The organism is Pseudomonas sp. GL_093 (assembly GCF_057837605.1).
Genome location: NZ_CM174448.1, coordinates 4179282 through 4201595, shown reverse-complemented (window position 1 = coordinate 4201595; position 22314 = coordinate 4179282). Strand labels below are relative to the sequence as shown.

The following is a 22314-nucleotide window of genomic DNA, read 5'->3' as shown; positions in this document are numbered from 1 at the left end:
CGGTCGCTGGGCCAGGCTTAAATCTCGTAGTCGAGAATTACGAGAACACTCTTCGCCATGTCGTAAAGATTCATAAGCGAGTAGGCAAAAACAGAAATTACAAGTGTGGCAATTATTGGTTTTATACTTTCGTTGCCGGAAATGTAACTTGAAGAATTTGCCGTTAGCAAAACGATTGCGGACACTATTAGTGCAATTTGTTCACGTATTGATAACAGCATGTGCTCTTTGGTTTCAGTGAAGCTTTCAGGGCTCCCGTGCTTATCTGTAAGCTCTCGGATTTTTGTCAAAACAATCCCCATTGTTGCCGAATTCACGGCAAGCAGAGCTACCAGTAAGTTTATTAGATTGTCTTTCAAGAAGCCATTAAGGTAGTAACTCTGAGCAAGGTTCTGAGCTTGATAGCAAATGCACCCTATCCCTAGGGCAATTAGAAAAGTAGTCAGAACCTGTTTAATCATTTTAATATATCCAAAATTGCCTGCATTACGAGTTTAGCATTTCCTTCAATATTTACCTCATCTATTTCCAGCTCTCTACTCGCTCCTTTTGTTTTTACTTTTTTCTTTATTCCTCTAATCGTAAGTGCGATTGCGCCACCGCCATCGCCCGCATATGAAGCCAAGCCTCCAATGACAGGGTCATCCTTATCCAGAGTAAGGCTAGCATCGTGTGCAGCTTCTATTGCCAGAACGCCCTTTGTAGCGTTGGATTTCTTTGCTAGATTCTTCAGTCCGTCAGGTAGAACTCTAGATATGCCAGCCATGTTCGGCGTAATAAACTCAAACTCAACCTTTTTAACTCTGCCTTCGTAGGTCTTTACGAGATCCCAGAATGCTTTTTTCTCGAACAGGGGCTCCCACTCTACAACGAGCTGATAATTGTGCAAAAACGACTCTACGGACTTCATTGCCATGCGCATTACCGCATCGGTGCTTTGAAAGGCATTGCTGCGATGCTGAATTGCAATAATTTGTTGGTCGGGTTCGTTAAGTATCGCAAAAAGTATTTTTGGCCAGTTTTCAGTAGACTTTGTGCTGAAGTCTTTCGCTTCCAGTGTGATTGATCTGTTTGCTGCTAATCTAAATAAAAGAAAATTCCCTTCTTGATGGATTGGCCTGACTGCTACATCCGTTCTTCCTGACTGAAAGGCGCCTTCGCTTAACAGAGCGCTTTTGAATATGTCGTTTTTTTGGCTTATCAAGTCTTCTATCGAGCTTGCGCCATATAGGTCGCCTTGAAAAAAACGGTCCCTTGGAAGTATTTGGTATCTATAAAGGTGGAATCTAACTTTCGACACGGCCCGTCCCTGCGTTGTGCATCATATTATTTTGCAAAGCCTTTCAGGGCGCGCAATAAGACCAGCTATTCACTCAACCTTCCCCCGCACAATCCTTCCCGCCTTCACCTCGCCGCGTGCCCCGCCGGCGGGTGCCTATGGTTCATGATAGAGAAAAACGCTCTTTTCCTTCGATTCATTTGCAGCGCTCAGCGCTCTTGCAGCCAAGGCAATAGTTTCACGGTATTGAAAATGATATCGGGGGGGCAGGACTAATACGCTGGTCCACCATGGTTCGCCATCTATTGGCAGAGGCAGATCATGGCAAAAAAGCTGGTTCTCGTCAGACCTTGGACCCAGTGCAATTCTGAGCTCACGCGTAAGGTCCGATGCTCCGGGGCGAGTGTAGTGGTTAGCCAGCACCACGCCGTAAGCTTTCAGTGCTGCAAGAATTTCACCAAGGTTTGACTCGTCATTCAGTACGGCTACTACCGGCATATCGCTTTCCTTGCAATGCTGATCAAAATTCCTCAATTCCACAAACCGACAGTTCTCGTCGACAAGCTGAGTCTATCTGGAGTACATCGCCCACCAGAACACATTACTCATGATCGAGATCTAGTCGTTTTTCGCCCGCACAATCTTCCCCGCATTTATCTCGTCAGCGTAAGCGGTCAGCCGATCCTCATCGGCATGGAACACTGTGCACATCCTCAGCACGGCTTGGGCATCTGCCTCGTTACCAGCCTGGCTCAGCCGCTCGGCGATCCGCAACAGCTCCACCGCTGACCACTTCAGATCGGAGGCGACACCCTGGAGGTCGCGCTTCAGGTCTTGCTCGGGCTTGTTGAGTACCATCACCACTCCTTGCAAATCACAACTACACCAATTCCTTCAGCCCGCTATAGCAATTCTCAGTGCCACTGCAGCTTCAAGCAGCTTATTCGCCTGGTTCGAGACAGCCGAAGCCAGGACATCATTTCCAGCGTCTTTCAGCATTGCTGCCAAATCGAGCAGTTTCCCCACCTCGATCTCAACGACGCGAACGGATTCGGTTATCTGGTATTGAAGTGAGTGCGCCATGCCATCAACCCTCGTTCCCGATCCATGAAGGTCTTCAATGAAGAGTCTTACGACTTTCGCCAATCCAGATCCGGTCCAGCGCCCGATTTAGCGAATCCAAGGCATCAAGGAGGGCTTTCGCCTCGGTTTCTCGACCATCTCCCCAAAGGCGCTCAGCCATTTTGTTCAAGGCCTGGATGGAACTCTCGATGTCCGCAGCGGTTGCTGCAGTGCTTTCTGCCGGCCGCTTCTTTGGCATTGTCAGAACTTTTGCAGTGCTCGCACGACGACGCCCACGATCCGGCAGCGTTCGTCAAACGGTTCAATCGGGTATCCGGGATTCAGCGGCTTTAAGAACAGCCTCCCGCCGTCGTTCACCAGCTTCTTGAAGGTGGCCTCGTTGCTGTCCGGTAGCTTCGCAATAACCAGTTTTCCAGCTGTTGCTTCGGCTTCGGTGTCAACCAGGATCAGCGTGCCCTCGGTAATGCTTTGCCCGGCGGGCGAGGTCATCGAGTCTCCTTTGACCTCAAGCCAAAACGCCGCACCTTTTGAGTCGTACTCGGAAAACTCATAGCGATCCGAGAAGCCGGCCGGGTAGGGCTCCACGGCCTCAGCCCAAGCGCCGGCGGCTACCCAGCTGATCACCGGGTAGCGGTAGGACTCAACGGGCTGACGGGATTCGCCCACGTTCGACTCGGTCGCCACTGAATTGATCATCTGACCAATATTCTCAGATAGCCAAATGGCGCTCACGCCGCACACATGCGCAATTTTCGGCAGGTGCGCGCTTTGTAGGTTCTTTCCAGTTTCCAACTGCGAGATCACCGGCTGCTCAACCCCCGCCTTAAGAGCGAGAGCCTTCTGCGTCAGCTTGGCGTGAATTCGTGCGGATTTGATTCTTTCGGCGAGTGTGCTCATCCGCTGGAATTTATAAGTTCCCTTATCGGCTTGCAAATAAGTGTCCTTCTACTTAGGATATAAGCAGGCTTATCAGGAGGAGTCTCAAATGACCCCCATCGAAAGGCTCGTCGACCACTTCGGCGGGCAAACCAAAACAGCTCTGGCTCTCGGCGTATCTCAAGCTGCGGTTTCGTACTGGGTGTCTGGCATTTGCTTGATGAGCGCAGAGAAGGCATTCAAGGCGGAGGAGCTTACAGGCGGTGAAATCACCGCTCGCGAGCTCTGTTCTCGCCATCAGCCAACTCGTAAATCCGCCGCCTAACCCTGCCCAGTCACACCGAAAGCGGAAGTGAACCTATGGCCTACGACGATAAAGCGCACCGGCATGAACACCAGGTGAAGGTGCGCCTCGATGACGAAGTCTTTCAGGAATTGAAGGACGTTGCCCGCGACATGAAGTTGCAACACAGCGTGCTTAGCCGAGAAATCATCGAGGCCGCGCTTGAGGTCAAGCGAACGCTCGGAGAGCTGCCGTTTGAGCTGGAGAGAAGACGCGCCTGAGAAGGCCATAGAGGGGGATTCATGCCCAGTGCAGTAGTTGAACTCAGGAAGGGCGCAACAGAAGAACTGGCGCGATGGGCGTCGGAGATCGGAATCACACCGGATGCCTTGGCCTCCGAACTTTTGCGACTGGCCATGCCAGGGCTCAAGAAAGCGATCTGCGACAGCGCCTTACCCAACAGCAACGTTGTTGCCTTCCCTCCCAAGCGGTGACTCACAGCCCTTATTAGGGACCGCAAAGCGGAAAGGGTAGGTCGGTAACAGCTTTCAAGATTGGCGCTGGTCCCTGGTTCGGGACTGGAAGAAAAGAAGGTCATGGATTCGTCCCTGATCAGTTGATGGACGAATGATCGCGGATCAGGTGGCATCGGGCCACGTAACAATTTCAGGGGTGTGACATGCAGGAGTTGATGAAGGCGATTTACGACGTGGTCGATGACCACGGCACCAGGAAGATTGCCGAGGGTGCCGATTTTAAGTCCCGAACTCTGCTTTCGCAGAAGGCCAACCCTGATTACGACACTCACCGCATGAACGTGGAAGAGCTGCACCGGATCATGAAGTTCACCCAAGATTTCAGGCCACTGAAAGCCTGGGCTGAGTCCTTCGGCTTCGACCTGATTCCGAAAGAAAAGCCTGAGGGCATCGACCTAAATACCGCGCTGCTTCGCCTGCACGCCGATCTGGCAGACGTAACCCGTCTCGCGTTCGACGCCCAGGCTGACGGCCGTGTTTGCTCGCGCGAAAAGTCGGATCTGCTCAAAGAGGCTGAGGAAGTAATCGTCAGCCTCGAAGTTTTCAAGCAGTCGGTGAAGGCCGCCTGAATTTCAGACACAAAAAAGCCGGGATTGCGCCCCGGCTAATTCATTACCACTTGATGAGGCCGATTATGCAGAGCCAACCCAATTCAAGCAATACCCCGAACCATGTCGCGACACGTTTTGTTAATTCCGAAAACGTGTCGCGCCTCAAATCTCGTTCTCAGGGAGTCAAGCAATGACCCCCGACAACATCATCCAGCTGAACAGCAGCAGGGGATTCACCCGTATGGACAACAGCCTGATGGAGGCTTTGGCTACGGTTGACCTGCCAGCGCGCGAACTGCGCGTTCTCATGGCCATTGCACGGCAGACCATCGGCTATCAACTCGAAACCAAGCGCCTGACCGCCGACGATATCGGCAAGCAGACCAACATGCGCCGAGACGTCACGTCGAAAGCGATCAGTCATCTCCTTGAGCGTCGAATCATCTTCCGGGTAGGGGGAAGCCGAGGTGATATCGGGATTTCCCCTATTCGCGAGTGGTGCTTCTATGAGGAAAAACCTGACCGTCTCACTGAGACCAAAACGTCTCACTCAGCCCAAATCGTCTCACTGAGACCAGATGCGAGTGAGACCAAAACGGCAACTTGCCTTCTTTATACAAAGAAAGAACCCCTATTAACTCTTTCTTCGAAAGAGATTAATCCGCCCCAAGCGCAATTGGCTCCGCCGAAGCCTGAGCGCAAGAAGCCGTTCGGCAAAATCCAGATGCTGGCCAACAACCCAAACGCCATCCCTGAGCAACTGCTGGTCGACTGGTTGTCCCTGCGCAAGTCCAAGCGCGCAGCGACCACCGCGACCGTCTGGGATTCGCTGAACGCTGAACTGGTCAAGTGCAAGACCGATCACGGGATCGACGTGAAGACCGCGATGACCGAGGCACTGTCCGCTGGATGGCAGGGTTTCAAGGCCGAGTGGATCGCCAAGCGCCTGGCTGAACAACCCTCTGCCAAAACTGCCCCGCAGAGCCGTCACACCGGCTTCGCTGACCGCAACTACACCGACGGACTAATCCAGCGGGAGGACGGTAGCTATGCGTTCTGAACCAGTACAACCGACCCCCGAGCTTCCGCCGGGAACTCGAATCCAGCCCGCTGATTGCGAAACCCACGGTGAGTTCGAGCAGAAGATTTTCTCGGTCATCGGTCGCGAGCTGAAGACCGGTTGCCCTGAGTGCTCTCGAATCGCCCAGGTAGCGACGGAAGAGTCTGAGCGTAAGAGCAAGGCGCTGATGCTCCGCATGGCCATGGAGCGCAAGCTTGGCTCGGCGCTGATCCCGAAACGCTTCGCTGGCAAAACCTTTGAGGGCTACGTGGCCACCACCGCCGAGCAGCAGAAAGCGCTGAACACCTGCCGCCGGTACGCCGCTGAGTTCTCGCAGATCGCCGAGTCGGGCCGCTGCCTGTTGTTGCTGGGCAAGCCTGGTACCGGCAAGACCCACCTGTCCGTGGCGATCGCGAATGAGATCATGGCCAGGTCGAGCGCCACGGCCGTGTACCGCACTGTCGGCGCCGTGCTGCAAGCGATCCGCGCAACCTACGATCGGACCAGCGAGCAGAGCGAAAGCCAGATCCTGTCGAGCCTCGTCAGTCCTTCGTTGCTGATCCTCGATGAGATCGGCGTCAGCAAGGAAAAACCCAGCGACTTCGAGCTGACCACGCTGTTCGCAATCATCAACGGCCGGTACGAGGAACAGCGCCCGACTGTGATCGTTTCCAACCTGGATGCGAAAGCGTTACCGGCTGCCATCGGCGAGCGCTGCGCGGATCGTCTGCGAGAGGGCGGGGTGATCGTCATTCCATTTGAGTGGGAATCTCAGCGCGGCAAGGAAGGGTTTTGATCATGACCGACAAGATCAGCGTCAACTGCCAGGCCAAGCTCACCGAAGCCATCACCAGCCTGACCACCATGTACCGCGACAAGAAGTTCGTCGTGGTATCCCTGCGCCCGGGTAAGGACCGCACGCTCGATCAGAACTCGTTGTGGTTCGGGATGTACAAGCGCATTTCCGAGATGACCCAGATCGGCGACACAGTCGACGCCCGTCGCTACTGCAAATTGCACTTCGGCGTGCAGATCCTGCTGAACGAGGACTCAGGGTTCCAAGCAGCGTGGTACCGGGTCATGCGCCATCTGCCCTACGAGGAGAAGCTGGCCATGATGGGCGAATGCAAGCTGTTCGGCCCTGACGGCTTCCCGGTGACCAGCTTGTTCAATCGCGCCCAGGGCGTGGCGTACACCGACCGAATCGCCGCGTTCTTCACCGGCCAAGGCGTGGTGTTCACCGATTTGCTCAGCAAGGAGGCTGCATGATCGCCAAACAACCCAAACCGAAGAAGTGCAATAACCCAGCGTGCGGCATCAGCTTCCCGCCGCAGCGTCTGGGTCAAGCCGTGTGCAGCCCGAAGTGCGGACTGGCCATCAAGGACGTGAACCGGGAGAAGGCGCGCAAGTCGCTGGCCGAACTCGGTCGGAAAGAGATCCGCGCAGCCAAGGAGCGGATCAAGCCGAAGGGGCAGTACATGAAAGAGGCCCAGACCGCTTTCAACGCCTGGGTCCGTGAACGTGATGCGGCATTGCCGTGCATCAGCTGCGGTCGGCACCACCAGGGCAAGTACGACGCCGGGCACTACCGGACTGTTGGGAGCAACCCAGCTCTGCGCTTCGAGCCGCTGAACTGTCATCGGCAATGTTCGCCATGCAACACGCACAAGTCGGGCGATATCGTGAATTACCGCATCGAGCTGGTTAAGCGCATCGGCACCGACAAGGTCGATTGGCTGGAGGGGCCGCACGACCCAAAGCGATACACCATTGAAGACCTGAAAAACATCAAGGCCGATTACCTGGCGAAGACCAAAGAACTGAAGAGGGAAGCAGCATGAAGCTGATCAATGCAAGGCAGGTATGGACTGAGTCGCAGCACGAATCGAACGCATCGATCAGCGCCGTGGCAATCGACAAGGCTGAATCGGCACCGGTTCAGAAGGGCAGCCGCATGCGCTGCCACGAGGCCGTGTTCGCTGCACTGGGTGACGACAAGGAAGAGCGCATCCAGATCGTTCGGCAGAAGATCAGCATCAGCGAGACACGCCGTACGCCGATTGGCCGATCCACCGCCCGCGCCGCGCACCTGGCCACGATCGGGAAGGTATTGCGCGCCATCGACACGCTACCGTTTCAGGTTCAGCAGTTCGGCCACTACCTGTATCACCCGGCACTGACCATGCGTCACGTCATGAATGCTGTGCTGCTGATCACCGCCCATGCCAAGTTGCCAGACCTAACTTCGGCCAAGCGCGTGAAGGCGCAGTACCTGGTGACCCTGGCCTTGCAATCGTACAAAGGGGAGGTGGTTGGGGCGGCAGAGTGGGGGCCGGCTCGGGTCGCCGCGGAGATGAAGACCTTCTTCGGTGTGACGATTGATCCGAAGAACTGGACGCGCGACTGGCTCGACCTGTGGGAAACCCTGAAAGAAGTGATCAAGGAAGTGGATATTCTGGCACAACAACCGGTATGGCAGGTTATTCACTCGGAAAAAGATGAAGAAGCGGCATAAAAATATTGACATGACGGGGAATTGCGCGTACTTTTCCCATAGTGCGCAATTCACGCAACACGCACACGAATACCTGAGCCCGGCCAAGCGCCGGGTTTTTAGTTTTCGCCGTTCGTCCAGCGCCCGGCACTTGCCGATCCGCGCCGCCTCTCAAGTTCATGCACGGATATCCCGCGCCTCAGAACGGAGAGCCAGCATGGACATTGACGAGAATGCCCCTGGAAACAAATCTCAGCAGGGCGTAACAAACACCACGGACAACGAAACAGGCCATGATCCCAAGGGGAAAGAGCCTGAAGTTCCGCTGCCTCCGGACGACGAAGCGCCTGTCGATGAAGAAATGGTCGATGTGGATGCCACCAACTCGGTGTCGAGCGAGCATCCCAGACCCTAACGGTTTCCCAGTTTATGAGCCCGGCCACTGAGCCGGGCTTTTTCGTTTGCGGAATTCAATTTTCCCAAGATATCCGTGTAATATCGCTTTGGCATCATTTGGCCGGCTGAGCATGATAGGGATATGGATATGAACAGAGCTGCATTTGCGATTTTGCTTTCTTTGGCTTGTGCTTCAGCAACAGCTGCAACCAACGAATGGCAAACGGGCTGGGGCCAAGGGAAGACTGAGTTTTTTGCTGGCGATGAGGCAAAGAGTTACCTGAACTTCGCCTGTGACGAAAATGACGAGATGAGCCCGGTGAGCGGATCGGCAACTATTTCGGGTAAGGAGTTCTACTCGCACAACGATAAAGGCGGTTTCGACGTTATCGTTGACGGTGTCGAGTACAGCAATCCGTTTTATGTGGAGTGCAATGCCTGCTCCGGAAACTTTCCTGCGTTTTGGGCTGCAATGCGCAAGGCAAAAACAATTGAGTTGAAAGCTGACGGCTTGACCAGCTCGATCCCAGCCAAAGGGTTCAGCAAATTGACCAAGCCTTATGCTTCGAAAGAAAACCCTTGTGGGACTGGTACTTGGTAAGTCATCCGCTTTGAGAGCCCCGCCATTGTGCGGGGTTTTTTGTGCCCGTTCATCAACTCGAATGCACCCTGCGCTAATGCGGAATTCAAACCTATACGGCCCAGAAAAGCTGGACCTCAATGGCGAGGTGGGTATGTCTATTGATTCGAGTTTCGAAGATCAAACACAAGGTTCTGTTCCGTCCAAGCCTGAGCCAGGTTCAGATGAGCCGCAGCGTCCTGATGATCCAGGCCAACCCGATCCTTTGAAAAGAACAAAGGACGAACGTCCTGAAGATTGGAGAGATCCAGTCGAGAGAAACATGCCAGAGGCGGATGAAGACGCGCCGTCATCTGACGATATGCGATAGGTGAGAAACCCGGCCACGTTGTTTGACAAGCTGCGACCCTGACACCTATACCTATGTGAAGCAAGACTCGCCGCCGTAAGCGGACGTCTGGCGGCCACGCGCAACTAAGTGGCAAGAACAACCAACGCCAACTGCCCGCACATGCGGGACCAATTTCAAAGCCTCGCCATCGTGCGGGGCTTTTTCGTTTTCGGCTCCACCACGCCCATCGCTCTGAGCTGGGAGTGCTGCTGGAGCCGGATCTATCAATCTCCCCAAGAGGGAGCCATTGGATTCTCAATCATGCCGGACAGACCTGAGAGCTGGGCCAAGTTCTGGGAGGCAATGAGCAATCCACTCCTACAGGGCGCAATTATGGCGATCCTCATCTCCCTCTTGCGCGTGCTGTACGACGCCAAAGAAACCAGCAAGCGCCGAATCATCTTCGAGGCGCTCATCTGCGGAGGCCTGAGCCTGTCAGCCAGTAGCGTTATCGCCTGGATGGAGTGGCCGTCGAATCTTTCAGTTGCTGCCGGCGGCGCCATTGGCTTCCTCGGCGTGACAGCCATCCGTGAAATGGTGACCCGCTTCCTGGGTCGCAAGGTGGATTCGCTATGAAGGCCTTCGCAGCTGCTGCAATCATCGCGCTCGTTGCCTGCCTGTTGCTGGGTATCCAGCACTACCAGGTCATTGCGCTTGAAGGTCAGGTGACGATCGAGGCCAAGGGCAAGCAAGACGCCGTCGACGCCAACAAAGAAAGCCAGGCGACGATCACGACCCTTCGCGCCGAAGCCCAGCGCAACGCCGCCTACACCGCCGACCTCAGCAAACGAATCAAGGCCAGCGAAGACAAAGCCAAAAAGGCGAGGAAAGACTTTGAAGATCTCAAGCGCAACAGCAAGCCTGTTCGTGATTGGGCTGCTCAGCCTCTGCCTGACGGCCTGCGCGGGAAAGCCGGCAGTGGTAACAAAGACTCAGGCAGTAAGAATTGAAGCGCCCGAACTGATCCCCTGTGAGCGGATTGACGCAGTTGAGTCTGAGGCTGGCCTTCGCCTCAATGGCGATGTGTGGGAGCTCAAGGATCAGGCCATCAAACTGCTGGACACGTGTGCCGACCAGGTGGACGCCCAGATCAAGCGCAGTCAGAGCAAGTAGTCCGCGACACGTTTCGCGAATCAGCAAATTGTGTCGCGACATTGGAGTGAGCATGACCAACATCACCCGCCTGCATCACGCATTGCCACTGAGTCCCGCGATCGTGAAAGCGATCAACGAGATGGATGAGAGCCTGCGCAAGGCGATCGATGACGCCAAGGCTGCCGGAATGCCGCAAGGGCTGGTCGTAGCGTTGCTGCACGGTCAGGTTCATTCGCAGACCGCGATCATGGTGAGCTGTTAGTTTTGCTATTGAATTGTGATTGCATGCCCCCATCATGATTTCTCAATCATACGAGGAGCAGAACAATGACATTTTTCGAAAAAGGTACGGTTGTAGAGCTTAAAAGCGGTGGTCCAGCGATGACGGTTCAAGATGTCGAAGATAACCGCGATGAGGGCTATGGCGTGACCGTGACATGCGTGTGGTTTGATGAGAGCAAGAAACTTTCCAGCGCTGGATTCCCGATCGAAACTCTTCAGGAGCCAGAAGAGCCAACCATGCCGCTAATTGGGTAATACCCTTACGAGAAAAATATGACAACCAAGCAACCCGACTGGGAGGCAATCGAACGCGCCTACCGGGCCGGGTTGCTTTCAATCCGAGAGATTGCATCGACCCAAGGCATCACCCACGGCGCTATCAACAAGCGCGCCAAGCGGGATGGGTGGGAGCGAAACCTCAAGGCGAAGATCCAAGCCAAGGCCGATGCACTGGTATCCAAGCGAACGGTATCCACTGCGGTATCCACCAAACAGGCGGATACCGAAAGAGAGATCATTGAGGTCAACGCCGAGGTCATTGCGAACATCCGCATGGCTCACCGTGGCGACATCTCACGCGGCCGGCGCCTCACGAACAAACTGTTGGATGAGCTCGAAGGGCTGACCGACAACCGCCACCTGTTTGAAGAGTTAGGTGAGCTGATGCGCTCCGAAGACGACAACGGGCAGGACAAGCGCAACGACCTGTACCAGAAGATCATTGATCTGCCTGGCCGCTCCAAAACAATGAAGGAAATGGCCGAGACGCTGAAGACTCTGATCTCCCTGGAGCGCCAAGCCTACGACCTCGACACCAAGACTGGCGGCAACGACGCCGACGAGCTATCGAAACTGATGGACGATCTATCGAAGGAAGCCTGACATGAAGCCCGAGCACTTGAAGCTGCTCCGGGATAAGCGTTGGAGGCTCAACAATCTCTACTTCATCACGGACAAGCAGGGCAAGAAGGTCCGCTTCCGGATGACCGACGAGCAGATCGAGTACTTCGACGGGATGCACACCCGAAACATCATCCTGAAGGCTCGGCAGCTCGGCTTCACTACTGAGTGCTGCATCATCCAGTTGGACGCGGCGCTATTCGAGTCGGCCAAGTGTGCGTTGATCGCTCACACCCTGAATGATGCAAAGCGCTTGTTCCGCGAGAAGGTGAAGTACGCCTACGACAACCTGCCGGCGGAGATCCGCGCCGCCAACCCGGCAAGTAATGATGCTGCTGGTGAGCTGGTGTTCAGCAAGGGCGGCTCGCTCTACGTCAGCACCTCATTCCGGGGCGGCACGCTGCGCTACCTGCATGTGTCCGAGTTCGGGAAGATCTGCGCCAAGTTTCCGCACAAGGCCCGCGAGATTGTCACCGGCGCCTTTGAGGCTGTGGCAACCGACTGCTTCGTCACGATTGAATCAACGGCGGAAGGTCGGGCCGGCTACTTCTTCGATTACTCGCAGAGTGCCGAGCGCCAGCAACTGGCTGGTGTGCCCCTGGGCCTGCTCGATTGGAAGTTTTTCTTTTTCAGCTGGTGGAAGAACAAAGCCTACTCGCTTGACCCTACTGATGTTGTCATCTCACAGCGCCTGACCGACTACTTCAACGAACTGCACGCCAAGCACGGCATCGTAACGAACGACGGTCAGCGCGCCTGGTACGCGGCCAAAGAGAAGACGCTCGGCGACGACATGAAGCGGGAATACCCGTCCATTCCTGTCGAAGCCTTCCAGCAGTCGGTCGAAGGCGCCTACTACGCGCAGCAGTTGACCAAGCTCTATGCCAATCAGCGCGTTGGCGTATTGCCGAACAACAGCCATTTGCCGGTGATGACCTTCTGGGATATCGGCGTTGGCGACTCCACGGCCATCTGGTTCGTGCGTCAGATCGGCGAGGAATACCACGTCATCGATTACTACGAAAACTCAGGCGAAGGCCTGCGCCACTACATGAAGGTGCTCAAGGACAAGGGTTACACCTACTCCGAGCACTGGGGGCCGCACGACATCGATAACCGCGAGTTCGGCAGCGATGCAAAGACCCGCCGCGAACTGGCCCGTGAGGGGTACGAGATCGACGGACAGAAGTACTGCATGACGTTCCAGGTCGTTCCCAAGCTCGGCATCAACGACGGCATTGAGCAGGCTCGCGAGATCCTCCCCAAGTGCGCCTTCGATGAATCCAAATGCGAGGAAGGGATCGCCTGCCTTGAGAACTACCGCAAGGAGTGGGACGACAAGCGCGGCTGCTGGAAAGACAAACCGCTTCACGACTGGACGTCTCACGGCTCCGACGGATTCCGGTACTTCGCTGTCGCCAAGAGCGCAAGGAAGCCGGTCAAATCAATCAAAATGGGATTCGCACGCTAATGGCAGACGTCACCTACACCCGCCCGGAATACGACGCGGCACAGTCCCGTTGGCGGCTGGTGCGCGACGTGTGCAAGGGCTCCGAAACGGTCAAGGCTCGAGGCGATGTTTATCTGCCGAAGCCAAATGAGCATGACAACAGCAAAGAAAATCAGGATCGGTACAAGTCCTACAAGCAGCGTGCTGTGTTCTACAACGCAACGGGTCGGACGAAGCACAGTCTGGTGGGTGCGGTGTTCCGCACCTGGCCAACGCTAACCGTCCCCGGCGCCCTGGACTACGTGTCGAAGGACATCGACGGGCAGGGCGTAAGCGTCTACCAGCAGTCGCAATCGGTCATCGGGCACCTGCTCGAAGTCGGCCGCCACGGTCTGCTGGTGGATTACGCCGCCGTCGAAGCTGGTACCGTGAGCAAGGCTGACGAACAAGCAGGCCGGGCCCGGGCAAGCGTTGCCAGCTACCCGGCCGAAGCCATCAGGAACTGGAAAACTCGCAAGGTGGGTGGTCAGCACCTGCTGAGTCTGGTTGTCCTGCGCGAAGAGGGCGACAAAGATACGGATGACGGTTTTGGCAGTGACAAGGTTGTGCAATACAGAGTGCTTCGCCTCGACGAGGCCGGCATCTACACGCAGGAGGTCTGGGAAGAGAGCAGCAGCGAAACAACGATGGTCATCGCTCCTTTCACTCCGTTGAATGGCCTTGGTCACCCATGGAAGCTGATCCCATTCCAGTTCCTTGGCAGCGAGAACAACGACACCAGCATTGACGACTCGCCGCTGTACGACATGGCCGTGCTCAACATCGGCCATTACTGCAACAGCGCGGACTATGAGGACTCGGTTTGGTTTTCTGGTCAGCCTCAGTTCTGGATTTCAGGTCTTGATGAAGCTTGGCGCGACCACCTGGAAGCGAACGGCATCTATGTCGGCTCACGGGCTCCGCTGACATTGCCGGCCAATGGTTCGTGTGGCTTTGCTCAGCCTGAGCCGAACACCCTCGTCAAAGAGGCCATGGACGCCAAGAAAGAGGACATGGTGTCGCTCGGCGCCCGACTGATCGAGCGCGGCAGCGCGGTGAAGACCGCGACCCAGGCCGACAACGACAGCGCCGCGGAACATAGCGTCCTTTCTCTGGTTGTGAGCAACGTCAGCGAGGCCTACAGCCAGTGCCTGGTCTGGATGGCTGAGTTCGTGAATGCACCTGGCGAAACTCTCTACAAACTCAATCAGGACTTCAGCCAGATCACCCTGGACGCGACGATCCTGTCCGCACTGTTCAATGCAGTGCAGGGCGGCAAGTTGCCGGCGGGCGACTTCTGGCAGTACTTGCGTGATCGTGGGGTTATCGACCCCGAGAAGACCGACGACCAGATCCGCGACGAACTGGAGACCGAAAGCCCTGGGCCTGCCCTGGACGACACCGAGGTAATCCCGAATGGCGGCAAACCAAGCGATCCTTGATGCCACGATTCGGCACGCTGTTTTCCTCGAGCAACTGAAGTCGGGAGAGGTTGCCAAGTTCGGGCCTTTCCTCAAAGAGATCGACCGCTCGATCCGAGAGCGACTCACTCGGGCCGACCTGACGGATTACACCGTTGCTCGGCTGGAGCGGCTGCTGAGCGAGGTAGACAGCCTGCTGCTGGGCATCTTCAACCGCTACAGCGACAAGCTGAACCTCGACCTGATCGACATTGCGAACTACGAGGCCGAGTTCGAAGCGACCAGCCTGACCCGGGCTGCACCGGTGGGCGTGTCGTTTGATGCGGCGGTGCCGGGCGCAGCGGCAATCAGAGCGGCGATCCTCGGCAACCCGCTCAGCGTGCGCGGCGCTGACGGCGGGAAACTGCTCAAGTCGTTCATTGATGGCTTCACCGCCACCGAGCGACAACGCCTCACAGGTGCGATCCGGCAGGGCTTCTTCGAAGGCCAAACCAACTTCCAGATCATCAAGAATATCCGGGGCACCAAGGCGCTCCAGTACAACGATGGCATCCTGGCCACGACCAATCGGAACGCCAGCGCCGTGGTGCGAACGGCAGTGCAGCACGTCGCCACCCAGGCGCGCATGGAGACGCTGAAAGAGAACGCCGATGTTGTGCAGTCCGTGGAGTGGGTCAGCACGCTGGACACGAAGACCACCAGCCAGTGCCGGACGCTCGACAAGCAAAGGTTCAAGCTGACTGAAGGGCCGAGGCCGCCGATTCACATCAACTGCCGCTCGACGATTGTTGCCGTAACCCGTTTCAGCGCTTTGTTCGCCAAGGACGCCACGCGCGCCTCCATCGGTGATGGCGGCGCCCAGCAGGTCAGGGCGGACCTCAGCTATTACGACTGGCTCAAGCAGCAGCCGGCGGCGTTTCAGGACAAGGCCATTGGCCCGGTCCGCGCGAAGCTCTTCCGCGAAGGCGGCCTGACCATCGAACGATTCTCCGAGCTGCAGCTTGATCGCAACTTTGCGCCGCTGACACTGAAGCAAATGAAGGCTCTTGAGCCTCTGGCGTTTGGGCGGGCGGGCATTAAGTAGGGAAAAAGGGACGGCAGAAAGAGTTGTGCTGGCATTGTGATATTCATAGACTCCGCGCTCCATAAAAGGAGAATCATGTGGACGTAAATATTGATGCAAGCAAGGTATCCGCTGAAGAACTGGCAGCAGTGATCGGAGCGAACCCTAACTCCGAAATCAGAATCAACATCACACAGCATGCTGTGACTCAGCTAAGAGCGCTGGCAGACGCCATCGAGTCTGGTGAGAAAAAACTGCAAAAAGCTGAAATTGTCAGCAACCCAGAAATCCATCCTCTTTTCGCGTACCAATTCATCGCGGATTGAAGACGAGGTTTTAGCTGGCCCGATTCTGGGCAGTGACGCAACACAAAACCCTGGCATCCGCTGGGGTTTTTTTATGCCTACGACTTACATCGGCCTCGTCAATGACGGGGCTTTTTCATATCTGCGGGCAGGGCCTGCAAATCGTCTCCGGGAGACAAACAAATGGGCTTGAAGTATCTGCTGGACACTCTGGATGGCGTCGATGACTCCGTTAAAACGCTCTACGTCGAGAAGGACGGCAAGTTTGTCCTCGGTATTGAAGGCCTGCCGCAACCAGAAGACGTATCCGGCCTGAAGTCGAAGGTTGAAGAACTGCTCGGTGAGAAGAAAGCCGCCGAGAAAGCTCGCAAGGACGCCGAGGATCAGGCTCGTCTCGAGCGCGAAGAAGCTGCTCGCAAGTCCGGCAACGTCGAAGAGCTCGAAAAGTCCTGGTCCGAAAAGTACACCCGCCGCGAAGCTGAGCTGAACGGCATGCTGGAACAGGAGCGTGGAACGCTGAGCACGCAGATCCGTGATCTGACTGTCGGCCGTACCGCCACTGATATCGCGTCTGCCCTGGCAATCCCGGGCAGCGCAGAAGCCCTCTTGCCTCACATCGAGCGCCGCCTGAGTGTCGAACAGCGCGACGGGAAGCCTGTGGTTGTCGTGCTCGACAAGCAGGGCAAGCTCTCCGCATCCACGCTGGACGAGCTGAAAGCAGAATTTGCAAACAACACGGCGTTCGCGCCGTTAATTGCGGGTAGCAAAGCATCTGGCGGCGGGGCCGGGGGTGCTGGAAATGGCGGTGGGGCCGCTTTGAAACGCTCTGAAATGACGTCCGTAGCTAAGCGTGAGTTCATCACTGCCAACGGCCAGGACGCGTACCTGAAATTGCCTAAATAATGGAGTAACCCATGGCGACTACCGTCAACTCGGACATGATCGTTTATAACGATCTTGCCCAAACCGCTTACCTGGAGCGCATCCAGGACGTAATGGACATTTTCAACGGCTCGTCCAATGGCGCCATCATCCTCGATAACGAGTTGATCGAGGGCGACCTGCGCAAGCGCGCTTTCTACAAGCTCGGCGGCTCGATCGCTCACCGTGATGTGAACTCGGTTGCCACCATTGCCGGCCAGAAGATCGGTTCCGGCGAAATGGTCGGCGTGAAGGTGCCGTTCAAATACGGTCCTTACGAAACCACCGAAGAGGCGTTCAAGCGCCGCGCGCGCTCGCCGGAAGAGTTTTCCGAGCTGGTCGGTCAGGACTATGCCGACGCGGTACTCGAGGGCTACATCCAATACGCCATGGCCGCTCTGAAGGCTTCCATCGGCGCGAACGCCAACATGGTCGCCACAGCCAGCTTCGCCAACGACGGCAAGAAGGCGCTGACCAAAGGCATGCGCAAGTTCGGTGATCGCTTCGGCCGCATCGCGCTGTGGACCATGGACTCGGCAACCTACTTCGACATGGTCGACCAGGCGATCACCGAGAAGGTCTACGAAGAAGCGGGCGTGGTCATCTACGGCGGTCAGCCGGGCACGATGGGCAAACCCGTTTTGGTGTCCGACACCATCCCGGCCGAGACCATTTTCGGGTTGCAGGCCGGTGCAGTGAAGATCACCGAGTCTCAGGCCCCGGGCTTCCGCTCCTACAACATCGACAACCAGGAAAACTTGGCGATGGGATTCCGCGCCGAAGGCACCTTCAACATGGACCTGCTCGGCTACAGCTGGAAAGACTCGACTGGCGGTATCAATCCCAACTTGGCAGCTATTGGTGCCGGTGCCAACTGGTCCAAGTACGCGACCAGCGACAAGGTCACGGCCGGCGTCCTGATCGATCTGTCCGCGCCTTAATCGGCTCACTCATCGCGGGCGGCCTGCAATGGTCGCCCTGGAGATATTCATGGAACTGATCTATTCCACCCAAAGCTCCGGCTTTGATCCGGAAAAGCGCTATCGCAACCCAGAGCACTTCGAGCGACCAGAAGCGGGCGTGACCGGTGTTGTTGTGGTTGGCGACTGGCCAAACGTGGTTGATGCCTACGAGAATGTCGGCGTCGAAGTGACGCTGAAGGAAGTCGAACAACGCCTTGTGCTGGTTGCGGATGCTGGTAGTAACCAGGCTGAACTGGAAGAGCTGATCGGCAAGCTGCGCGCCGAAAGCGATACGGTCCGCGCTGTCATTGATGGGCTTGAGGCTGGCGAGATTGAAAAGCCGGGAGCCGGCGAGCTCGCAATCCGCCTGTTTCATTCGCTCGACGCTATCCGTCTTCAGATGGCTGAGCTGGCTGGTGCACGCGATGATCTCGCAGTGGAAAACGAGACGCTGCGCACCGAGCTCGCTGAACTGGAGGCGGGTGAAGGCGTGGAGGTTGAAGCCCTGAAAGTTCAACTCGACGCGGCTGGTGTGACTTACCGGGCCAACGCCTCGAAAGAATCCTTGGAAAAGCTCGTCGCTGATCTGTCCAAGGCGTGATACTGCTGGCTTCCGGTACCCGGCGGCCAATCTTCAAACCATTCCAGCGAGTTGATCCATGACACTCATCATCGAGGACGGCACCGGCAAGCCAGACGCCGAAAGCTACGCGAGCGCCGCGGACCTGGTCATGTACGCCGGCAAGTTTGGCGTCACCATCCCTGCGGACGAGCCAGCGCAAGAAGCACTGCTTCGCCGGGCCGCCTTGGCGATGGATGGCAAGACCTGGAAGGGGCGCAAGACGGATAGCGATCAGGCGTTGGCCTGGCCGCGCCGCGGCGTTGAACTGGATTGTCAGATCAAGCCCGACAACTACCTGCCTGCTCGCATCCAGTACGGCCAGATGGCCTTGGCCGCCGAGATACATACTGACGACATCGATCCGGTGGAGAAGCGCAAAGGCGCTATCACCTTGGAGCGAGTCGAAGGCGCAGTAACTCGCGAATACGCGACGATTTCTAACACCAGCGGACGACTGTTGCCGGCTGCGCCGGACCGGCCGAGCGCTACGCAGTTTGCTGATTACTTGCAGCGGCGCGGGTTGTTTGCAGTTCGTGCCTGACCTAGGCTGACCTATTTCTCACGGGTATTCATTAATGCGCGGGATAGGGCCAATTGGCGATTTAGTTTTTCTAGTTCTTGCAGGCCTGAGCATGCTTGGCTGGATGTATCTTTGGTACCTGTGTGTGTTCGGCGCAGAGAAGGCTTTAGCGAGGATATTTGGTGACCACGCTTTAGCAATATCCGCAATCGGATTTCCTTTCGTTGCGTGCTTTGTTCTAGCACTGGCGCTGAAATTATTTGGTCGTCAAAACTTCGGATGGGCGATGCTGCTATTCGGTGTTGCCTTACCTTTTATGGGCATCCTGTACCTTAGAAATGAGTCAGGCGGTAAGCGACACTAATAATTTGGAGCCACCATGGCCTTCTACGACGAAATGGCCGTGATGGCTCTGGAGATGATCACAGAGTTCGGCCAACCCGTGACCATCCGAGCAATCACCGTCGGCGAGTATGATCCGGACGACGATAGTGCACCGCCTGACACCGTCACCGAGCAGACTGCGCAAGGCATCCTGCTCGACTTCACCGGCCAAGAATTCCAAACCAACAGCCTCATCAAGCAGGGCGACAAGAAGCTCAAGATCGCCGCGCAGGGGCTAGCGTGGGTGCCTGACCTGCTCAACAAGGTCGTCGTCCAAGGCCGCATCTGGTCAATTGTTCCCCCATTGAAAGAGATCAACCCGGCAGGCACGCCGATTCTGTACGAGCTGCAGGTTCGATCATGAGTCGCGCCGGTGCCGGCCAGTCCGGCAGCTTCGCACTGAACCTTGCCGAATTCGCGGCCCAGGCCACGGAAGCCATCGACGCCAGCTTGCGCGAGATCATCATCGAGGTCGGCAGCAGCGTTATCCGCATGTCACCGGTGGGGAATCCTGAGATCTGGGCGCAGAACACGGTGGCTCATCAGTACAACAAGGCCGTGGACGATCACAACAGCGATTTGCGCAGCGATCCGGCCAACCTGACGAAGTCGGGTCGACTTAAGCCTGGGCGCAAGCTGAACGACGGCATGGATATCGTTGCCCCCGAAGGCTACGTCGGCGGGCGGTTTCGAGCGAATTGGCACCTCTCGATAGATGTGGTCGAAAACGTCACGTTTGATGAGGTCGACCCGAGCGGGCAAGAGACGATCGCCGCACTGGTTTCAGCGGTCAGCGACTTCACCGCCGGACAGACTGCCTATCTCATAAACAACCTGCCGTACGCCATCCCGCTCGAGTTCGGACATTCGACCCGGGCGCCGGGTGGCATGGTCCGCATCACCGTGGCCCGCTTCCAGCAGATCGTGCAGGAGGCCATCAGGAACAACCAGATATGAGCCACAACATCATCGCCTCGATCTATGAGGCCAAGCTGATCAACTGGGCGAAAGCCTTGCCGGTGCCATTGAAGGTCGTCGTCGAGAACGAGGCCTATACACCTGTAAACGGCTCGACCTACCTGAAAGTATTCACGCTACCAGCGGACACCGCGAGCAACACGCTTGGCGGCGACCACAAGCTATACACCGGCGTGTTTCAGGTCAGCATCGTGACGCCATCGGGCAAATATCGCAGTGCGGCCGGCGCGCTGGCCGACCAGATCGCCGCGCTGTTCCCGCTGTACGAGCGGAACACCAAAGGCGCATTGACCGTTGTGACGATGACGCCGGTCGATCCCGGCCCCGGCATTCCAGACGACACCACCTATACGGTGCCGGTTTCGTTCTTGTACCGAGCCGACACCAACTGAATTAGCCCGTTGGGCAAACCCAGAACCCGCCATTGAGCGGGTTTTGTCATTTCTGCAAAGAGGAAAACCCATGAGCGTCAAGATTCCCAACGGCACTACGTTCGAGATCGCGGCCATCCTGAGCACTGCCAAAGCGTTCACTGCTATCAGTAACGCCAAACCGGCAGTGCTGACCGCTGCCGCCCACGGCCTGGCCGATGGCGACGTGATCGTAATTGATTCCGCCTGGGCGAAGCTGAACGGTCGCCCGGCGCGCGTCATCGACTCCGAAATCGGCGAGTTCGCGGCTGAAGGCGTGGATACCACCAGCGTGAAGAGCTACCCGGCCGGCTCTGGTGCGGGCACTGTCCGTGCCGCTTCTGGCTGGACGCAGATCGCGCAAATCACTGAGCCAGCTGCCAACGGTGGCGAACAACAGTTCCTTACCTACGGCTTCCTTGAAGACGATGATGATCGTCAACTGCCCACCACCAAGTCGGCCAGCAGCATGACGCTGCCGGTTGCGGATGATCCGGCTCAAGCGTATGTCGCGATTGTCGAGGCTGCGGACGAAGACAAAGAGCCGCGCCTGGTGCGTGCAAACCTCCCAGGCGGCGCAACCATTTACTACTACGCGTATGTGTCGATCACCGCGACCCCGACGCTGAGCCGCAACAACATCATGACGCGGACCATCACTCTGTCGTTCGCCTCTCGCCCAACTCGCTACAACGCCTAAGGGGTTCCCATGGCAAAGTTTTCCATCGCGCCAAAGCCAACGTTCACTGTCGACGTGACCATCCCGCAGGTTGGCGACAAGCCGGCAATGGTGCCGTTCACCTTCAAGTATCGCGATCGCACGGCACTGGCTGAGCTGTTCGATGCCTGGAAGGCAAAAGCGGAAGAGCTCGGGGAGCGCTTCAAAGGCACTGAGCCAACACTCGCGGAAATTACTGCGGCTGAGGTCGAACAAGGTGTCGACCAGATCAGGGATCTGGTTGTTTCGTGGGGCTTCGGCGAAAAGCTCAACGATGAGTCGATTACTGCTCTGGTGAAGAGCTGTATCGGCGTGTCGGATGCCGTGGTGAAGGCCTACAGCGAAGCCTTCGGTAAGGCCCGCCTGGGAAACTAGCCGCCGCTGCCCGTGCGCTCTATGAGTCCGACGGCTCCGCTGAACAGATGGCGATGTTCGGCTTCTCGCCAGAGGACTACGACGAAACCTTCGAAGTTTGGCCTGACAACTGGAAGGCGTTCCTCGTCATGGATTCGATGGGGACTCAGTGGCGCACGGGCGCATGCGGTGCAACCGGACTCGATTACGGCGTCCTCCCCGATGTGATGAAGCTCGTCGGCGTTCCTGCAAAGGATCGCCCCCGTGTGTTCCAGGACATCCGCGTAATGGAATCGGAAGCCATCGCGGTTATGGCTGAAGCCCGCAACAACAGCTCGTAAAAGCGGGCACTTATTCAAGG

General features: G+C 56.8%; 38 protein-coding genes. 31 read left to right on the top strand and 7 right to left on the bottom strand.

What is annotated here, in order from left to right:
* Positions 1-17: 17 nt before the first annotated feature.
* The 7 genes from AC3IUE_RS19250 to AC3IUE_RS19220 all read right to left on the bottom strand — a co-directional run bounded on the left by AC3IUE_RS19250 (position 18) and on the right by AC3IUE_RS19220 (position 3259).
* Entirely contained in the window at positions 18-461 is a 444-nt protein-coding gene (locus AC3IUE_RS19250) for a hypothetical protein (protein WP_489263348.1), read from the bottom strand.
* Positions 458-1300 carry a hypothetical protein gene (locus AC3IUE_RS19245; protein WP_489263347.1) on the bottom strand — a complete coding sequence of 281 codons (843 nt, stop codon included), beginning with the start codon at positions 1298-1300 and terminating at the stop codon, positions 458-460. Before AC3IUE_RS19245 ends, AC3IUE_RS19250 begins: the two co-directional genes overlap by 4 nt.
* Before the next feature lie 135 nt (positions 1301-1435).
* Positions 1436-1777, bottom strand: a complete 342-nt coding sequence (locus tag AC3IUE_RS19240) for a hypothetical protein (RefSeq protein ID WP_489263346.1) — start codon at positions 1775-1777, stop codon at positions 1436-1438.
* Between the two features lie 120 nt (positions 1778-1897).
* Positions 1898-2137: a hypothetical protein gene (locus AC3IUE_RS19235; RefSeq protein WP_489263345.1), complete on the bottom strand. Its 240-nt coding sequence runs from the start codon at positions 2135-2137 to the stop codon at positions 1898-1900.
* A gap of 36 nt (positions 2138-2173) precedes the next feature.
* Entirely contained in the window at positions 2174-2425 is a 252-nt protein-coding gene (locus tag AC3IUE_RS19230) for a hypothetical protein (RefSeq protein ID WP_489263344.1), read from the bottom strand.
* Positions 2397-2600: a hypothetical protein gene (locus AC3IUE_RS19225; RefSeq protein ID WP_489263343.1), complete on the bottom strand. Its 204-nt coding sequence runs from the start codon at positions 2598-2600 to the stop codon at positions 2397-2399. Before AC3IUE_RS19225 ends, AC3IUE_RS19230 begins: the two co-directional genes overlap by 29 nt.
* Before the next feature lie 2 nt (positions 2601-2602).
* Positions 2603-3259: a LexA family protein gene (locus AC3IUE_RS19220; RefSeq protein ID WP_489268882.1), complete on the bottom strand. Its 657-nt coding sequence runs from the start codon at positions 3257-3259 to the stop codon at positions 2603-2605.
* Between the two features lie 88 nt (positions 3260-3347).
* Here AC3IUE_RS19220 and AC3IUE_RS19215 point away from each other — a divergent pair, with 88 nt between their 5' ends.
* The 31 genes from AC3IUE_RS19215 (at position 3348) to AC3IUE_RS19065 (ending at position 22294) form a co-directional block, all read left to right on the top strand.
* Positions 3348-3563 carry a transcriptional regulator gene (locus tag AC3IUE_RS19215; protein ID WP_489263342.1) on the top strand — a complete coding sequence of 72 codons (216 nt, stop codon included), beginning with the start codon at positions 3348-3350 and terminating at the stop codon, positions 3561-3563.
* Between the two features lie 35 nt (positions 3564-3598).
* Positions 3599-3802: a hypothetical protein gene (locus AC3IUE_RS19210; protein WP_489263341.1), complete on the top strand. Its 204-nt coding sequence runs from the start codon at positions 3599-3601 to the stop codon at positions 3800-3802.
* A 398-nt stretch (positions 3803-4200) separates the two neighbouring features.
* The gene (locus AC3IUE_RS19205) at positions 4201-4626 is read left to right on the top strand and encodes a phage regulatory CII family protein (protein ID WP_489263340.1); all 426 of its coding nucleotides are present in this window, start codon (positions 4201-4203) and stop codon (positions 4624-4626) included.
* Between the two features lie 172 nt (positions 4627-4798).
* Positions 4799-5668 (top strand): replication protein, encoded by an 870-nt coding sequence (locus tag AC3IUE_RS19200; RefSeq protein WP_489263339.1) that lies wholly within the window; start codon positions 4799-4801, stop codon positions 5666-5668.
* Positions 5658-6464, top strand: coding sequence for an ATP-binding protein (locus AC3IUE_RS19195; protein ID WP_489263338.1), 807 nt, complete (start codon positions 5658-5660; stop codon positions 6462-6464). The genes AC3IUE_RS19200 and AC3IUE_RS19195 overlap by 11 nt, the downstream gene beginning before the upstream one ends.
* A 2-nt stretch (positions 6465-6466) precedes the next feature.
* On the top strand, positions 6467-6937 hold the full coding sequence (locus AC3IUE_RS19190) for a hypothetical protein (protein WP_489263337.1): 471 nt from the start codon (positions 6467-6469) through the stop codon (positions 6935-6937).
* Positions 6934-7509, top strand: coding sequence for a recombination protein NinG (locus AC3IUE_RS19185; RefSeq protein ID WP_489263335.1), 576 nt, complete (start codon positions 6934-6936; stop codon positions 7507-7509). The genes AC3IUE_RS19190 and AC3IUE_RS19185 overlap by 4 nt, the downstream gene beginning before the upstream one ends.
* Positions 7506-8183, top strand: coding sequence for a hypothetical protein (locus tag AC3IUE_RS19180; RefSeq protein ID WP_489263334.1), 678 nt, complete (start codon positions 7506-7508; stop codon positions 8181-8183). Before AC3IUE_RS19185 ends, AC3IUE_RS19180 begins: the two co-directional genes overlap by 4 nt.
* Positions 8184-8379: 196 nt before the next feature.
* The gene (locus AC3IUE_RS19175; protein ID WP_489263333.1) at positions 8380-8577 is read left to right on the top strand and encodes a hypothetical protein; all 198 of its coding nucleotides are present in this window, start codon (positions 8380-8382) and stop codon (positions 8575-8577) included.
* A 123-nt stretch (positions 8578-8700) separates the two neighbouring features.
* Positions 8701-9159 carry a hypothetical protein gene (locus AC3IUE_RS19170; protein ID WP_489263332.1) on the top strand — a complete coding sequence of 153 codons (459 nt, stop codon included), beginning with the start codon at positions 8701-8703 and terminating at the stop codon, positions 9157-9159.
* Positions 9160-9292: 133 nt separating this feature from the next.
* Entirely contained in the window at positions 9293-9508 is a 216-nt protein-coding gene (locus tag AC3IUE_RS19165) for a hypothetical protein (RefSeq protein WP_489263331.1), read from the top strand.
* A 282-nt stretch (positions 9509-9790) separates the two neighbouring features.
* Positions 9791-10105, top strand: a complete 315-nt coding sequence (locus AC3IUE_RS19160) for a phage holin, lambda family (RefSeq protein WP_046047667.1) — start codon at positions 9791-9793, stop codon at positions 10103-10105.
* Entirely contained in the window at positions 10102-10479 is a 378-nt protein-coding gene (locus AC3IUE_RS19155; RefSeq protein WP_489263330.1) for a hypothetical protein, read from the top strand. The genes AC3IUE_RS19160 and AC3IUE_RS19155 overlap by 4 nt, the downstream gene beginning before the upstream one ends.
* Positions 10480-10694: 215 nt before the next feature.
* Entirely contained in the window at positions 10695-10886 is a 192-nt protein-coding gene (locus AC3IUE_RS19150; protein ID WP_489263329.1) for a hypothetical protein, read from the top strand.
* Between the two features lie 65 nt (positions 10887-10951).
* Complete coding sequence (locus AC3IUE_RS19145; protein ID WP_489263328.1) at positions 10952-11161, top strand: YodC family protein; 210 nt, start codon at positions 10952-10954, stop codon at positions 11159-11161.
* A gap of 18 nt (positions 11162-11179) precedes the next feature.
* Entirely contained in the window at positions 11180-11788 is a 609-nt protein-coding gene (locus AC3IUE_RS19140; protein ID WP_033061767.1) for a hypothetical protein, read from the top strand.
* Between the two features lies 1 nt (position 11789).
* The gene (locus tag AC3IUE_RS19135) at positions 11790-13277 is read left to right on the top strand and encodes a terminase (RefSeq protein ID WP_489263327.1); all 1488 of its coding nucleotides are present in this window, start codon (positions 11790-11792) and stop codon (positions 13275-13277) included.
* Positions 13277-14737 carry a DUF4055 domain-containing protein gene (locus AC3IUE_RS19130; RefSeq protein WP_489263326.1) on the top strand — a complete coding sequence of 487 codons (1461 nt, stop codon included), beginning with the start codon at positions 13277-13279 and terminating at the stop codon, positions 14735-14737. Before AC3IUE_RS19135 ends, AC3IUE_RS19130 begins: the two co-directional genes overlap by 1 nt.
* Positions 14712-15800 (top strand): minor capsid protein, encoded by a 1089-nt coding sequence (locus tag AC3IUE_RS19125; protein ID WP_489263325.1) that lies wholly within the window; start codon positions 14712-14714, stop codon positions 15798-15800. The genes AC3IUE_RS19130 and AC3IUE_RS19125 overlap by 26 nt, the downstream gene beginning before the upstream one ends.
* Positions 15801-15877: 77 nt before the next feature.
* Positions 15878-16105, top strand: a complete 228-nt coding sequence (locus AC3IUE_RS19120) for a hypothetical protein (protein WP_489263324.1) — start codon at positions 15878-15880, stop codon at positions 16103-16105.
* A gap of 162 nt (positions 16106-16267) precedes the next feature.
* Positions 16268-16987, top strand: a complete 720-nt coding sequence (locus AC3IUE_RS19115; protein WP_489263323.1) for a hypothetical protein — start codon at positions 16268-16270, stop codon at positions 16985-16987.
* Positions 16988-16998: 11 nt separating this feature from the next.
* Positions 16999-17946 (top strand): major capsid protein, encoded by a 948-nt coding sequence (locus AC3IUE_RS19110; protein WP_489263322.1) that lies wholly within the window; start codon positions 16999-17001, stop codon positions 17944-17946.
* Positions 17947-17995: 49 nt separating this feature from the next.
* Positions 17996-18568: a hypothetical protein gene (locus AC3IUE_RS19105; protein ID WP_489263321.1), complete on the top strand. Its 573-nt coding sequence runs from the start codon at positions 17996-17998 to the stop codon at positions 18566-18568.
* 58 nt (positions 18569-18626) lie between these two features.
* A complete protein-coding gene (locus tag AC3IUE_RS19100; RefSeq protein ID WP_489263320.1) occupies positions 18627-19130 on the top strand; it encodes a DnaT-like ssDNA-binding protein in 504 nt (167 codons plus the stop codon).
* Positions 19131-19221: 91 nt separating this feature from the next.
* Complete coding sequence (locus tag AC3IUE_RS19095) at positions 19222-19473, top strand: hypothetical protein (RefSeq protein ID WP_489263319.1); 252 nt, start codon at positions 19222-19224, stop codon at positions 19471-19473.
* Positions 19474-19488: 15 nt separating this feature from the next.
* The gene (locus tag AC3IUE_RS19090; protein ID WP_489263318.1) at positions 19489-19857 is read left to right on the top strand and encodes a hypothetical protein; all 369 of its coding nucleotides are present in this window, start codon (positions 19489-19491) and stop codon (positions 19855-19857) included.
* Positions 19854-20450 (top strand): hypothetical protein, encoded by a 597-nt coding sequence (locus AC3IUE_RS19085; RefSeq protein WP_489263316.1) that lies wholly within the window; start codon positions 19854-19856, stop codon positions 20448-20450. Before AC3IUE_RS19090 ends, AC3IUE_RS19085 begins: the two co-directional genes overlap by 4 nt.
* Positions 20447-20863: a phage tail terminator-like protein gene (locus AC3IUE_RS19080; RefSeq protein WP_489263315.1), complete on the top strand. Its 417-nt coding sequence runs from the start codon at positions 20447-20449 to the stop codon at positions 20861-20863. The genes AC3IUE_RS19085 and AC3IUE_RS19080 overlap by 4 nt, the downstream gene beginning before the upstream one ends.
* Positions 20864-20933: 70 nt before the next feature.
* Entirely contained in the window at positions 20934-21581 is a 648-nt protein-coding gene (locus AC3IUE_RS19075) for a phage tail protein (RefSeq protein WP_489263314.1), read from the top strand.
* 9 nt (positions 21582-21590) lie between these two features.
* Positions 21591-21974 carry a phage tail assembly chaperone gene (locus tag AC3IUE_RS19070; protein ID WP_489263313.1) on the top strand — a complete coding sequence of 128 codons (384 nt, stop codon included), beginning with the start codon at positions 21591-21593 and terminating at the stop codon, positions 21972-21974.
* 47 nt (positions 21975-22021) lie between these two features.
* Entirely contained in the window at positions 22022-22294 is a 273-nt protein-coding gene (locus AC3IUE_RS19065) for a DUF1799 domain-containing protein (RefSeq protein ID WP_489263312.1), read from the top strand.
* The last annotated feature ends 20 nt before the right edge of the window (positions 22295-22314 follow it).

Excerpts from the sequence above, each read along its gene's own strand:
- AC3IUE_RS19250 (WP_489263348.1), bottom strand. The coding sequence starts at position 461 with ATGATTAAACAGGTTCTGACTACTTTTCTAATTGCCCTAGGGATAGGG.
- AC3IUE_RS19240 (WP_489263346.1), bottom strand. The coding sequence starts at position 1,777 with ATGCCGGTAGTAGCCGTACTGAATGACGAGTCAAACCTTGGTGAAATT.
- AC3IUE_RS19235 (WP_489263345.1), bottom strand. The coding sequence starts at position 2,137 with ATGGTACTCAACAAGCCCGAGCAAGACCTGAAGCGCGACCTCCAGGGT.
- AC3IUE_RS19225 (WP_489263343.1), bottom strand. The coding sequence starts at position 2,600 with ATGCCAAAGAAGCGGCCGGCAGAAAGCACTGCAGCAACCGCTGCGGAC.
- AC3IUE_RS19220 (WP_489268882.1), bottom strand. The coding sequence starts at position 3,259 with ATGAGCACACTCGCCGAAAGAATCAAATCCGCACGAATTCACGCCAAG.
- AC3IUE_RS19215 (WP_489263342.1), top strand. The coding sequence starts at position 3,348 with ATGACCCCCATCGAAAGGCTCGTCGACCACTTCGGCGGGCAAACCAAA.
- AC3IUE_RS19210 (WP_489263341.1), top strand. The coding sequence starts at position 3,599 with ATGGCCTACGACGATAAAGCGCACCGGCATGAACACCAGGTGAAGGTG.
- AC3IUE_RS19205 (WP_489263340.1), top strand. The coding sequence starts at position 4,201 with ATGCAGGAGTTGATGAAGGCGATTTACGACGTGGTCGATGACCACGGC.
- AC3IUE_RS19200 (WP_489263339.1), top strand. The coding sequence starts at position 4,799 with ATGACCCCCGACAACATCATCCAGCTGAACAGCAGCAGGGGATTCACC.
- AC3IUE_RS19195 (WP_489263338.1), top strand. The coding sequence starts at position 5,658 with ATGCGTTCTGAACCAGTACAACCGACCCCCGAGCTTCCGCCGGGAACT.
- AC3IUE_RS19190 (WP_489263337.1), top strand. The coding sequence starts at position 6,467 with ATGACCGACAAGATCAGCGTCAACTGCCAGGCCAAGCTCACCGAAGCC.
- AC3IUE_RS19185 (WP_489263335.1), top strand. The coding sequence starts at position 6,934 with ATGATCGCCAAACAACCCAAACCGAAGAAGTGCAATAACCCAGCGTGC.
- AC3IUE_RS19180 (WP_489263334.1), top strand. The coding sequence starts at position 7,506 with ATGAAGCTGATCAATGCAAGGCAGGTATGGACTGAGTCGCAGCACGAA.
- AC3IUE_RS19175 (WP_489263333.1), top strand. The coding sequence starts at position 8,380 with ATGGACATTGACGAGAATGCCCCTGGAAACAAATCTCAGCAGGGCGTA.
- AC3IUE_RS19170 (WP_489263332.1), top strand. The coding sequence starts at position 8,701 with ATGGATATGAACAGAGCTGCATTTGCGATTTTGCTTTCTTTGGCTTGT.
- AC3IUE_RS19165 (WP_489263331.1), top strand. The coding sequence starts at position 9,293 with ATGTCTATTGATTCGAGTTTCGAAGATCAAACACAAGGTTCTGTTCCG.
- AC3IUE_RS19160 (WP_046047667.1), top strand. The coding sequence starts at position 9,791 with ATGCCGGACAGACCTGAGAGCTGGGCCAAGTTCTGGGAGGCAATGAGC.
- AC3IUE_RS19155 (WP_489263330.1), top strand. The coding sequence starts at position 10,102 with ATGAAGGCCTTCGCAGCTGCTGCAATCATCGCGCTCGTTGCCTGCCTG.
- AC3IUE_RS19150 (WP_489263329.1), top strand. The coding sequence starts at position 10,695 with ATGACCAACATCACCCGCCTGCATCACGCATTGCCACTGAGTCCCGCG.
- AC3IUE_RS19145 (WP_489263328.1), top strand. The coding sequence starts at position 10,952 with ATGACATTTTTCGAAAAAGGTACGGTTGTAGAGCTTAAAAGCGGTGGT.
- AC3IUE_RS19140 (WP_033061767.1), top strand. The coding sequence starts at position 11,180 with ATGACAACCAAGCAACCCGACTGGGAGGCAATCGAACGCGCCTACCGG.
- AC3IUE_RS19135 (WP_489263327.1), top strand. The coding sequence starts at position 11,790 with ATGAAGCCCGAGCACTTGAAGCTGCTCCGGGATAAGCGTTGGAGGCTC.
- AC3IUE_RS19130 (WP_489263326.1), top strand. The coding sequence starts at position 13,277 with ATGGCAGACGTCACCTACACCCGCCCGGAATACGACGCGGCACAGTCC.
- AC3IUE_RS19125 (WP_489263325.1), top strand. The coding sequence starts at position 14,712 with ATGGCGGCAAACCAAGCGATCCTTGATGCCACGATTCGGCACGCTGTT.
- AC3IUE_RS19115 (WP_489263323.1), top strand. The coding sequence starts at position 16,268 with ATGGGCTTGAAGTATCTGCTGGACACTCTGGATGGCGTCGATGACTCC.
- AC3IUE_RS19110 (WP_489263322.1), top strand. The coding sequence starts at position 16,999 with ATGGCGACTACCGTCAACTCGGACATGATCGTTTATAACGATCTTGCC.
- AC3IUE_RS19105 (WP_489263321.1), top strand. The coding sequence starts at position 17,996 with ATGGAACTGATCTATTCCACCCAAAGCTCCGGCTTTGATCCGGAAAAG.
- AC3IUE_RS19100 (WP_489263320.1), top strand. The coding sequence starts at position 18,627 with ATGACACTCATCATCGAGGACGGCACCGGCAAGCCAGACGCCGAAAGC.
- AC3IUE_RS19095 (WP_489263319.1), top strand. The coding sequence starts at position 19,222 with ATGCTTGGCTGGATGTATCTTTGGTACCTGTGTGTGTTCGGCGCAGAG.
- AC3IUE_RS19090 (WP_489263318.1), top strand. The coding sequence starts at position 19,489 with ATGGCCTTCTACGACGAAATGGCCGTGATGGCTCTGGAGATGATCACA.
- AC3IUE_RS19085 (WP_489263316.1), top strand. The coding sequence starts at position 19,854 with ATGAGTCGCGCCGGTGCCGGCCAGTCCGGCAGCTTCGCACTGAACCTT.
- AC3IUE_RS19080 (WP_489263315.1), top strand. The coding sequence starts at position 20,447 with ATGAGCCACAACATCATCGCCTCGATCTATGAGGCCAAGCTGATCAAC.
- AC3IUE_RS19075 (WP_489263314.1), top strand. The coding sequence starts at position 20,934 with ATGAGCGTCAAGATTCCCAACGGCACTACGTTCGAGATCGCGGCCATC.
- AC3IUE_RS19070 (WP_489263313.1), top strand. The coding sequence starts at position 21,591 with ATGGCAAAGTTTTCCATCGCGCCAAAGCCAACGTTCACTGTCGACGTG.
- AC3IUE_RS19065 (WP_489263312.1), top strand. The coding sequence starts at position 22,022 with ATGGCGATGTTCGGCTTCTCGCCAGAGGACTACGACGAAACCTTCGAA.